The sequence below is a fragment of the Mycobacterium sp. 1165196.3 genome, assembly GCF_001673415.1.
Taxonomy (GTDB): domain Bacteria; phylum Actinomycetota; class Actinomycetes; order Mycobacteriales; family Mycobacteriaceae; genus Mycobacterium; species Mycobacterium europaeum_A.
The window spans coordinates 59,783-69,607 of record NZ_LZLU01000016.1 but is presented as its reverse complement, the minus strand read 5'-3'; the positions used below and the strand labels follow the sequence as shown (position 1 = coordinate 69,607).

Below are 9,825 nucleotides of genomic sequence, written 5' to 3'. Positions count from 1 at the left end.
GCGATGAGGAGGAGTGGCGCGATGACCGCGCCGGCGACGATGCAGAGCACAGCGATGAGGAGGAGTGGCGCGATGACCGCGCCGGCGACGATGCAGAGCACAGCGATGAGGAGGAGTGGCGCGATGACTTTGTCGGAGGGGCATGCCGCGCGCGCGTCGACGGGCAACGGCGACGCCAGATTCGGCGAGGCGCCGCTTGCCCAGACCGTGGCCGCCGCTGCCGCCATGCGGCGCCTGAGTTCGCTGCTGGTGTCCCTCGAGCACCCACACCCCGCGGTGGACGCCATGCTGGAGAAATTCGCCGAGTGGGAAGGCGAGTTGGTCGCCGCGGCGCCCGCGGACAACGCACCGCGCATCGGCGAATTGCCCGACGATCCGCGCCGCGTCTACCTCAACCACGCGACCGACATCGGTGCATACAACCCGTGCTTTCCCGAGTACCGGTTCGACCGACTCGACGCCGAGAACGCCACGGGCAGTGTCGAATTCCCCCTGGTGTACGAAGGGCCGCCGGGCCTGGTGCACGGCGGCTTCCTGGGCGTCTTCTTCGACTGCGTCATCCAGCACCACAATTGCGTCACCGGCCTGTCCGGCAAGACACGATCCCTGGTGGTGACCTTCCGCCGGCCGACCCCGGTGTTGACCGAGCTGCGCTTCGACATTGCCCGCACGGAGGGCGAACGCGGCATCACGTCGACCGGGCGGCTGTCGCTTCACGACGAAGTCCTCTGTACCGGCGAGGTCAACACGTTGGCGTCACGGCCGGAAAAGCTTGCCGGATCGCGGTTCGGCAGGCGCCGAAAGGAGTCCGATACATGACCGCCTCGAGCACCTCTGACGATCGCGTGCTCTTCGACATCGATCCCGATCGGCGCATCGCGACCATCACGCTGAACAATCCCCAACAACGCAACTCGTATGACGCGGCAATGCGTGAGGCCGTCGCCCGATGCCTTGATCAGGTGGCCGAGGACGACGACCTGACGGTGGTGCTACTGCGCGGGGCAGAGGGGGTGTTCTCCACCGGTGCGGACATGAACAACGCCTACGGATGGTACGGCTCGTCCGCACCACCGGACCCGGCGGCCGGTGCCGACCGGGCCGCCAAACGTCGCCCCAGCCAGCGGCGACGACTTACGGTGGACCGCAAGTCTTTTGGCTTCTACCACAACTTCATGGGCTTCCCGAAGGTGACGGTGGGGGAGATCGCCGGTTACGCGCTCGGCGGCGGCTTCGAGATTGCGTTGATGACCGACATCTCGGTCATCGCGCGTGACACCAAGATCGGCATGCCCGCGACACGGTTCCTGGGCCCCGCCCTCGGCAGCCTGCACATGTTCTTTCACCGGCTCGGGCCGGTGCTGGCCCGGCGCCTGCTGTTGACCGGCGACATCATCGAGGCGGGCGAGATCGAGCACCTGGGAATCTTCACCGACACCTGCGCACCCGGCGCGGTGACGGCCCGCGCGCGCTACTGGGCCGAGAAGGCGGCGAAGATGCCCGCCGACGGGGTCGTCATCGCCAAGGAGGCATTCCGCCTGGTCGAGCAGAGCCAGGCGTATCAGGGCGAAGAGGTCGCCAGCTATCTGTTCCACGCGTTCGGCACCAACCTGCAATTCGGGCCGGGCGAATTCAACTTCGTCAAGACCCGCGCGCAGCACGGCGCCAGGGAGGCGTTCCGGTTACGCGACGAGCACTTCCACGTCCCGGAACCCGAGGGCTGACAAGCCCTTTCGGGGCGCTAGCGAGCCGCTGCCGCCTTGGTCCGGCCCCGGGCCGGCGCCGACTTGGCCGGCTTGCGCTGCCGCGACGGCGCCGCCTTGCTGCCCTTGGATCCGTTGCTCTCGTCGATCAGCCGGCTGGCGTGATCGAGGATGCAGGTGAGTCCGTATTCGAAATTCGTTTCGTCGGGGGCGCCGATGCGGTGGCCTATCCCGGTCACCTGAGCGAGCAGCGGCGTCTTCTCCGGGTCGATCGCAACCGCGTCCTCGATGGCCCGGGGACCGACGTCCGAGGACTGGTTCTTTTCGTAGAGCCGTTGCAGCACCACTGAACCGCGCACGTGCACCGAAATCGCCGAATAGGTGTCGAAGGCATCCTCCGGTGACAGCCCGGCCTGCACCAGATTGGCGACCGCCTTTTCCATCTCCTGAGCGCCCATCCGCGCCGCCTTCGGCGAAAGCGCGGCTCGAATCAAAATCAGGTCGCACAGAATTGGGTTGCCCATGAACGTCTTACGCATCAAGCGCGCGTGGTTGGCCAAGGTCTCACGCCAGTCGCTGGCCTCGACATAGGGCGTGGCGAACACGTACTTGCTCAGCGCGCGGTCGGTCATCGCGTTGAGCAGGTCGTCCTTCTTGCGGAAGTACCAGTAGATGCTCGTCACACCCACGCCGAGATGTTTGCCGAGCAGCGGCATGCTCAGGTTGTCGATCGACACCTGCTCCGCGAGTTCGAATGCGCCGCTGATGATGTCGTCGGGATTGATGGACCCGCGTTCGCGTCGTTGACGCTTATCGGCGGTTGCCTGTTTTGCCACTACGGGCACCTCCATCAAAATCCGTTCCGGGTATGCGGTCTGGCAGCCGTGCTGCCGGTACGATTGAATTTACCGGCACTTCTCTTTTGACCTGCGTATACGCCTTCGTGTCACATTATCCCTCTGCTACTGTAATACCTATCGTAGGCTTTTTGGTAAAGCGGCTGGACAGGCGAAAATGACCAGACTAGGGCTACGGATTACGCAATGGATCTAGGGCTGGCGAATGCCACGGCGGTGGTAGTCGGCGGTAGCCGCGGCATGGGATTGGCAACGGCGCGCTGCTTCGCCGACGAAGGCGCCCGGGTCGCGGTGATAGGCCGCAGCCGCGACGCCCTGGACGCCGCGGTGACCGATCTCACGCATCGCGGTAGCCCGGACGCGATCGGATTGACGGCGGACATCGGGGACGACGGTGCGGTGCGCGAGGTGTTCGGCGAGCTCGCCCGGCGATGGGACGGCGAACTCAACGCGCTGGTTATCACGGTGGGACCGGGCGCAGCCGGCACGTTCGAGCAGCTGACCGACGACCAGTGGCGGCAATCCGTCGAAGACGGCGTGCTGGGAATGGTGCGCTGCGTCCGCGCGGCGCTTCCGCTGTTGCGCAAGGCGCAATGGGCCCGGATCGTGAACTTCTCCGCGCACTCGACGCAGCGGCAAAGCGTCATGCTGCCCGCCTACACGGCGGCGAAGTCGATGCTGACCAGCGTGTCGAAAAACCTGTCTCTGCTGCTGGCCAAGGACGAGATCATGGTCAACGTGGTGTCGCCGGGCAGCATCGCATCGGAATCGCTGATCGGCTGGGCGAATTCGGTGGGGGTCGACGGCAATGACCCTTACGCCCTGATGGAAGCCATCGGCAAGCATTTCGGTCATCCGGCGCACATGCCGCGTGCGGGCTTGCCGGAGGAAATCGGCCCGGTCGCCGCGTTCCTCGCCTCGCGGCGCAACTCCTACATGACCGGCGCCAACATCAACGTCGACGGCGGTTCGGACTTCACCTGACGACGGGTCGAAGAAATCGATTGGCAGACAAAAGGAGTCGATTGTGGCGACGGCAGCGGAGGCGCGGGCGTGGGCGTCGGGCGCATTGCGGGGGATCGGCGACTCCCTCTACACGCCGTTCTGCGGCACCGACGGCGATGACATCGACTGGGAGGCCTATCGGACGCTGGTGCGCTATTGCGTCGGTGATCTGGGGCATCCGATGTTGTGGTGTACCAGCGGGATCGCGGAGTTCTGGTCGCTGACCCTCGAGGAACGCAAACGCCTGCTGGAGGTGGCCGTCGAGGAAGCGCGCGACATCAATCCCGACGTGGTGGTGCAGGCGTGCACGGCGGCGATGTCGGCGAAGGACTGCCTGGACCTGACGCTGCACGCGCAGGAGGCGGGGGCCGACATCGCCTACATCCAAACGCCGATGATGGAGGCGCACGGGGGTTACGGCGTGCTGCGCTTTTTCAAATACGTGGCGGCGCGGACGGATATCGCCCTGGGCATGTTCAACTCGCCGTCCTCGGGTTACGTCTTGACGCCCGCCGAGAGCGCCCGGATCTACGACGAGGTTCCCGCGGTGTGCGCGACCAAGGAAGGCGCCTTCCGGCCGGCGAGCAGCCGGATGCTGCATGAGCTGGCGCCCGGCCTCGCGGTGTGGGAATGCGACAAGACCGTCTACCGGGCCGGCTGGCTGCGCGACGGGATCGTCTGTCCGGCGCAATTGGGTACCGCCGGCTACCTTTTCGAGACGCCCACCCGGCGACTGTTCTCCGAATACTGGGATCTCATCCAGAGCGACAAACTCGTCGAGGCCATGGACTACGGCCGTGAGTCGGGCTTGGACCAGTTCGACCTCGACGTCGGATCCTGGTGGACCTGCTACCCCGGCCGCGCGGATTACTTCACCCACTGGGGCGGCGCATTCAAGTACGCCGCATCGCTGCTGGGCCTGCCCATCGGCGCGTATCCGCACTCCCGCCCCCCGCAGGCCGAGCTGCCCGCCGAGGCGAAAGCCCAGATCGAAAACGCCTACCAGCGGTTGGGCCTGCTGGAAACCGCGTTGCGGTAGCAGGGTTTACGCAGCGAAGCGGGCCCGGTCAGTGACCGGGCCCGCTCGACTAGCTGACCGTTTACTGCTGCTCGGCCCGCTCGCGCTCCTCGTAGGCCTTGGCCTTGCCGCGGGCTTTCTCGGCGGCGGCTTCCTTCTTGCCGGCGTTGCGCTGCGCTTCCGCCTTGTCCTGCTGAGCCTTGCCCTCTTCGGCCAGGCTGTCATTGCCGATGATGATCCCGATGACCTGCTTGGTCTTACCGAGGGCATCCTCGACGATGCCACGGACGAGTTCGATCGGACCACTCTTGACGTCAACCATTGCGTCTACCTCCCTTGTCGACTGGCTGGCTTGTTCCGGGATTACCGATCGCGCGGCCGACGCAAACGTGGCAGCAACGTGTCCCACACCACAACATTTAAGTCTTGCCACGTCGGCGGCCGTTTGCCGCCCGAATATTCATTTCCGGCACCCGATTCGGCGGTTACGACCGCGTCAAAATCGTCGCCCGCCGGGCCGTCGATCCGCGGGCGCCCGAGTCGGCGTCGCGGTGCGTGAAACCGCTGTTTAGTCGGGGTTTCGCCGCCGGATCGCAGCAGTTGTGGAATGCAGTACCGATAGGTATACAGTATGGGTACAAACTCGCCAGTCGATCAGCTATGAGGGGACGGTCTGATGAGCGCCGCCGACCGCGTGGTCACCGATGCGGCGGTGCTGTATGAGACCACTGAAACCGGTGTGGCGGTTCTGACGTTCAATCGCCCGGATCGGCTCAACGCCTGGGGCCCCGACATCGCCGCCGGGTTTTATGCGGCGATCGATCGCGCCGAACAGGATCCGGCCGTCCGGGTCATCGTGTTGACCGGCCGGGGCCGGGGGTTTTGCGCGGGCGCGTATTTGGGCGCGCCAAGTTCGGCACCCGGCTATGGCGAGACGATGGAGAAGGCCGGTCAGACGAATCTGGCCGAGTTGGTCGGGGAGCGCCCGCCGCACTTTGTGACGACGTTGCGCAAGCCCGTCATCGCGGCCGTCAACGGGGCGTGTGTCGGCATCGGGTTGACCCAGGCGCTGATGTGCGATGTCCGGTTCGCGGCCGCCGGCGCGAAGTTCGGCGCGGTGTTCGCGCGTCGGGGTCTGATCGCGGAGTTCGGCATCTCTTGGATACTGCCGCGGCTGACCAGCTGGGGCGTCGCCCTCGATCTGTTGCTGAGCGGGCGGACGTTTCTCGCCGAGGAGGCGGCCGAGTTGGGTCTGGTCAAAGAGGTTGTCGCGCCGGACGATTTGATGAAGCGCGCGCTGGAATACGCCGAGGACATCGCCGCGAATTGCTCCCCGGCGTCGATGGCGGTGATCAAGAGGCAGGTATACGGCGACGCGACCCGCGACGTCGAGCAGGCCAATTCGCTCGCCGAAGTTTTGTTGCACGAGGCGATGCCGCGCCCCGATGTCATCGAGGGCATCACCAGTTTTCTCGAGAAGCGGCCGCCGCAATTCCCGTCGCTCGATTCGACCGACGCTTAGTGTTCGCCGGTAATGGCGGAAAGGATGATCATGGCTGAGTTGGGTTACCAGGCGATCGACGTCGACAATCACTACTACGAGCCGCTGGACTCGTTCACCCGCCATCTGGACAAGAAGTTCAGGGGGCGGGGCGTCCAGATGGTCAACGAGGGCAAGCGGACCTGGGCCGTGATCGGCGGCCGCATCAACCATTTCATCCCCAACCCCACCTTCGACCCGATCATCGTGCCGGGTTGCCTCGACCTGCTCTTCCGCGGCGAGATCCCCGACGGGGTCGATCCGGCCTCGCTGATGAAGGTCGAGCGGCTGGCGGAACACCCCGAGTATCAGAACCGCGACGCCCGGATCGCGGTGATGGACACCCAGGACATCGAGACGGTGTTCATGCTGCCGACGTTCGGATGCGGAGTCGAGGAGGCGCTCAAGCACGACATCGAGGCGACGATGGCGTCGGTGCACGCCTTCAATCTGTGGCTCGACGAGGACTGGGGCTTCGACCGTCCGGATCACCGAATCATTGCCGCACCGATCATCTCGCTGGCCGACCCGGACAAGGCCATCGAAGAGGTGGAGTTCGTGCTGGCGCGCGGCGCCAAGCTGGTGCTGGTGCGTCCGGCGCCGGTGCCCGGCTTGGTCAAGCCGCGGTCGCTGGGCGATCGCAGCCACGACCCGGTCTGGGCGCGGCTGGCCGAGGCAGGGGTGCCGGTCGGGTTCCACCTGTCCGACAGCGGCTATCTGCACATCGCGGCGGCCTGGGGCGGCAAAGCGACGTTCGAGGGCTTCGGCGCCAAGGATCCGCTGGATCAGGTGCTGCTCGACGACCGCGCCATTCACGACACGATGGCGTCGATGATCGTGCACGGCGTGTTCACCCGTCACCCGAAGCTCAAGGCGGTCAGCATCGAGAACGGCTCGTACTTCGTGCACCGGCTGATCAAGCGATTGAAGAAGGCGGCCAACACCCAACCCCATTACTTCCCCGAGGACCCGGTGGAGCAGTTGCGCAACAACGTCTGGATCGCGCCCTACTATGAGGACGATCTGGCCGACCTCGCCGGCGCCATCGGCGTGGACAAGATCCTGTTCGGTTCCGACTGGCCGCACGGGGAAGGCCTCGAATCGCCGGTGTCGTTCGCCGAGGAGCTGAAGGGCTTCAGCGAGTCCGACGTTCGAAAGATCATGCGGGACAATGCGTTAGACCTGCTCGGCGTCCAAGTCGGCTCGGCCGCTTGACCTCCCTTGATCACCCGAGGCCGGCTACACCAGTGAGCGAATGGACCATAGGGGCGGTTCTCGACGAAATCGCCCACGTCGTCGGGGACCGGACGATGACGGTATGCGGCGGCCGCCGCAGCACCTTTCGCGAGTCGGCCGAGCGCACCCGCCGGCTGGCAAACTTCCTGGCGGGCAACGGGTTAGGGGCACATCGGGAGCGCGCGACGCTGCAGAACTGGGAATGCGGGCAGGACCGGGTGGCGCTGGTCATGCACAACGACCTGTACCCGGACATGGTCATCGGCTGCCTCAAGGCCCGCACCGTCCCGGTGAACATCAACTACTACTACACGCCGAACGAGGTCCGCGAGCTGCTCGACTACGTCAAGCCCCGAGCGGTCATCTACCACCGCGGGCTGGGCGCGAAATTCGCCGACGTGCTCACGGATGCCGGCGTCGACCTGTTGGTGTCCGTGGATGACGGCAGCGGCGCTGCGGAACTGTCGGGCGCGGTGTCGTTGGATGACGCACTGGCGCAAGGGGATACCGACCGGGGGGTGACGGCGTCCCCGGACGATCTGCTGATGATCTGCACCGGCGGCACCACTGGTCGGCCCAAGGGCGTGCTGTGGCGACAGTCCGACATCTATGTGTCCTCCATGGTGGGGGCCGATCATGCCTGCGCGGAAGAGATCCACGACAAGGTGCGCGGTAACGCCGGTGCGCCATGGTTCGCCGTCTCGCCGTTGATGCACGCGGCCGGCATGTGGACGGCCTTCTCGGCGATCATGGCCGGCACCACCGTGGTGATGTATGACACCGGCCGCAAGCTCGAACCGCGATTGGTGTGGGAGACCGCGCAGCGCGAAAAGGTCGGCCTGATGACCATGGTCGGCGACGCCTACGCCGCGCCACTGGTGGCCGAGCTGCAGGGCGGCTCCTACGACTTGCCCTCGCTGTACGCCATCGGGACCGGCGGCGCCGCAACGAATCCCAAGTATCAACAAGCCCTGCTGGAGCTGTTACCCCACATCACCCTCATCAACGGTTACGGCTCATCGGAGACGGGGAACATGGGCTTCGGCCACAGCCGGCGCGGCTCCCAGGCCGACACCTTCACGCTGCGCGAAGGCGGCTTGGTGCTTTCCGAGGACTACAGCCACTTCCTTTCCCCCGGCGAGCCGGAAGTGGGCTGGGTCGCCCGGGAAGGGCGAATACCGTTGGGCTACTTCGACGATCCCGACGCCACCCGCAAGACCTTCCCCGAGATCGACGGCAAGCGAGTGGTGATCTCGGGTGACCGCGCCGCACTGGAAGCCGACGGCGCGTTGCGGTTGTACGGCCGCGACTCGCTGGTCGTCAACACCGGCGGCGAGAAGGTCTTCGTCGAGGAGGTCGAAGAGGTGCTGCGCGCCCACCCGGCGGTCGCCGACGCGCTGGTGGTCGGCCGGCCCAGCGAGCGCTGGGGCGAAGAGCTGGTCGCGCTCGTCGAACTGCGCGACGGCGCCACCGGAACCGCCGAGGAGCTCCACACGCTGTGCACGTCGCGACTGGCGCGGTTCAAGGCGCCCAAGGAGTTCCTCGTCGTCGAGCGGGTTCAGCGCTTGGGCAACGGGAAGGCCGATTACCGTTGGGCGAAACGTCACGCAACAGCAAAGGCGCCGATGTCGACATGAAAGCTATCGATTGCCTGGTCAACGTGCACTTCGGCGAGACCGAGCAGCAGCCGACCTGGATGCTCAAGGTGCGGGACGACTACTTCAAGGGGCCGGAGTCCATGTTCGCACCGGTCGAGTTGTCGAAGCTGCTCGAGGAGATGGACGCCCAGGGTGTGCGCAAGGCGATCTTGATGGACAACCTGGCCAAGCCGTCGGTGACCGCGCGGAAATTCGTCGAGGAGAAGCCCGACCGGTTCGCCCTGGCGATGGGTGGGGTCAACCTGCTGCGCCCGATGCCGTCCCTGCGTGAGTTGTCCGCCATCGTCGACGACCTGCCCGTCGCCTATGCCGCTGTGGGACCGAGCTTTTGGGGCGACGGCCAATACCCGCCCAGCGATGCCGTCTATTACCCGCTGTACACCAAGTGCGCCGAGCTCGAGCTGCCACTGTGTATCAACACCGGCATCCCCGGGCCACCGATCCCCGGGGAGGTGCAGAATCCGATCCACCTCGACCGGGTCTGCGTGCGATTCCCGGAGTTGAAGCTGTGCATGATTCACGGTGCGGACCCGTGGTGGGACATCGCGATCAGGCTGTTGATCAAATACGCCAACCTGCGGTTGATGACGTCGGCGTGGTCGCCGAAACGGTTGCCGGAGAGCCTGTTGCACTACATGCGGACCCGCGGGCCGGACAAGGTGATCTTCGCTTCCGACTGGCCGGTGCTCAAAATGCACCGCGTGGTTCCCGAAGCGGCCGGGCTGGACCTGCCGGCCCACGTGCTCGACAACTATCTCTACAACAATGCCCAAGAATTCTTCTTCGGTGGCCAGGAGGAAGGCTGAGG

At 65.6% G+C, this 9,825-nt stretch carries 10 protein-coding genes; 8 read left to right on the top strand and 2 right to left on the bottom strand.

From position 1 onward, the window contains the following. Positions 1-21: 21 nt before the first annotated feature. Both A5659_RS02180 and A5659_RS02175 read left to right on the top strand, forming a co-directional pair. Complete coding sequence (locus A5659_RS02180) at positions 22-819, top strand: hypothetical protein (RefSeq protein ID WP_369829351.1); 798 nt, start codon at positions 22-24, stop codon at positions 817-819. Then, positions 816-1,724: an enoyl-CoA hydratase/isomerase family protein gene (locus A5659_RS02175; protein ID WP_067179077.1), complete on the top strand. Its 909-nt coding sequence runs from the start codon at positions 816-818 to the stop codon at positions 1,722-1,724. The genes A5659_RS02180 and A5659_RS02175 overlap by 4 nt, the downstream gene beginning before the upstream one ends. Before the next feature lie 17 nt (positions 1,725-1,741). Here A5659_RS02175 and A5659_RS02170 read toward each other — a convergent pair whose 3' ends face one another. Next, positions 1,742-2,554: a TetR/AcrR family transcriptional regulator gene (locus A5659_RS02170; RefSeq protein WP_067179075.1), complete on the bottom strand. Its 813-nt coding sequence runs from the start codon at positions 2,552-2,554 to the stop codon at positions 1,742-1,744. A 192-nt stretch (positions 2,555-2,746) separates the two neighbouring features. Here A5659_RS02170 and A5659_RS02165 point away from each other — a divergent pair, with 192 nt between their 5' ends. Further along, a complete protein-coding gene (locus A5659_RS02165) occupies positions 2,747-3,544 on the top strand; it encodes an SDR family NAD(P)-dependent oxidoreductase (protein ID WP_067179073.1) in 798 nt (265 codons plus the stop codon). A 43-nt stretch (positions 3,545-3,587) separates the two neighbouring features. Beyond that, positions 3,588-4,604, top strand: coding sequence for a dihydrodipicolinate synthase family protein (locus tag A5659_RS02160; RefSeq protein ID WP_067179071.1), 1,017 nt, complete (start codon positions 3,588-3,590; stop codon positions 4,602-4,604). A gap of 61 nt (positions 4,605-4,665) precedes the next feature. On the opposite strand, the gene A5659_RS02155 is transcribed toward A5659_RS02160, so the two are convergent. After that, the gene (locus tag A5659_RS02155) at positions 4,666-4,905 is read right to left on the bottom strand and encodes a CsbD family protein (RefSeq protein WP_066866550.1); all 240 of its coding nucleotides are present in this window, start codon (positions 4,903-4,905) and stop codon (positions 4,666-4,668) included. Between the two features lie 354 nt (positions 4,906-5,259). On the opposite strand from A5659_RS02155, the gene A5659_RS02150 reads away from it, so the two are divergent. The 4 genes from A5659_RS02150 to A5659_RS02135 are packed head-to-tail and all read left to right on the top strand — an operon-like array spanning position 5,260 to position 9,823. Then, entirely contained in the window at positions 5,260-6,105 is an 846-nt protein-coding gene (locus A5659_RS02150; protein ID WP_066866552.1) for an enoyl-CoA hydratase, read from the top strand. 30 nt (positions 6,106-6,135) lie between these two features. After that, positions 6,136-7,338: an amidohydrolase family protein gene (locus A5659_RS02145; RefSeq protein ID WP_067179083.1), complete on the top strand. Its 1,203-nt coding sequence runs from the start codon at positions 6,136-6,138 to the stop codon at positions 7,336-7,338. Positions 7,339-7,370: 32 nt separating this feature from the next. Further along, on the top strand, positions 7,371-8,996 hold the full coding sequence (locus tag A5659_RS02140) for an acyl-CoA synthetase (RefSeq protein WP_067179069.1): 1,626 nt from the start codon (positions 7,371-7,373) through the stop codon (positions 8,994-8,996). Continuing rightward, positions 8,993-9,823 (top strand): amidohydrolase family protein, encoded by an 831-nt coding sequence (locus tag A5659_RS02135; protein ID WP_067179067.1) that lies wholly within the window; start codon positions 8,993-8,995, stop codon positions 9,821-9,823. The genes A5659_RS02140 and A5659_RS02135 overlap by 4 nt, the downstream gene beginning before the upstream one ends. Positions 9,824-9,825 lie beyond the last annotated feature (2 nt).

What these genes read in the sequence shown, in the direction of transcription:
- A5659_RS02180 (WP_369829351.1), top strand. Translation starts at nt 22, where the DNA reads ATGACCGCGCCGGCGACGATGCAGAGCACAGCGATGAGGAGGAGTGGC.
- A5659_RS02175 (WP_067179077.1), top strand. Translation starts at nt 816, where the DNA reads ATGACCGCCTCGAGCACCTCTGACGATCGCGTGCTCTTCGACATCGAT.
- A5659_RS02170 (WP_067179075.1), bottom strand. Translation starts at nt 2,554, where the DNA reads ATGGAGGTGCCCGTAGTGGCAAAACAGGCAACCGCCGATAAGCGTCAA.
- A5659_RS02165 (WP_067179073.1), top strand. Translation starts at nt 2,747, where the DNA reads ATGGATCTAGGGCTGGCGAATGCCACGGCGGTGGTAGTCGGCGGTAGC.
- A5659_RS02155 (WP_066866550.1), bottom strand. Translation starts at nt 4,905, where the DNA reads ATGGTTGACGTCAAGAGTGGTCCGATCGAACTCGTCCGTGGCATCGTC.
- A5659_RS02150 (WP_066866552.1), top strand. Translation starts at nt 5,260, where the DNA reads ATGAGCGCCGCCGACCGCGTGGTCACCGATGCGGCGGTGCTGTATGAG.
- A5659_RS02145 (WP_067179083.1), top strand. Translation starts at nt 6,136, where the DNA reads ATGGCTGAGTTGGGTTACCAGGCGATCGACGTCGACAATCACTACTAC.
- A5659_RS02135 (WP_067179067.1), top strand. Translation starts at nt 8,993, where the DNA reads ATGAAAGCTATCGATTGCCTGGTCAACGTGCACTTCGGCGAGACCGAG.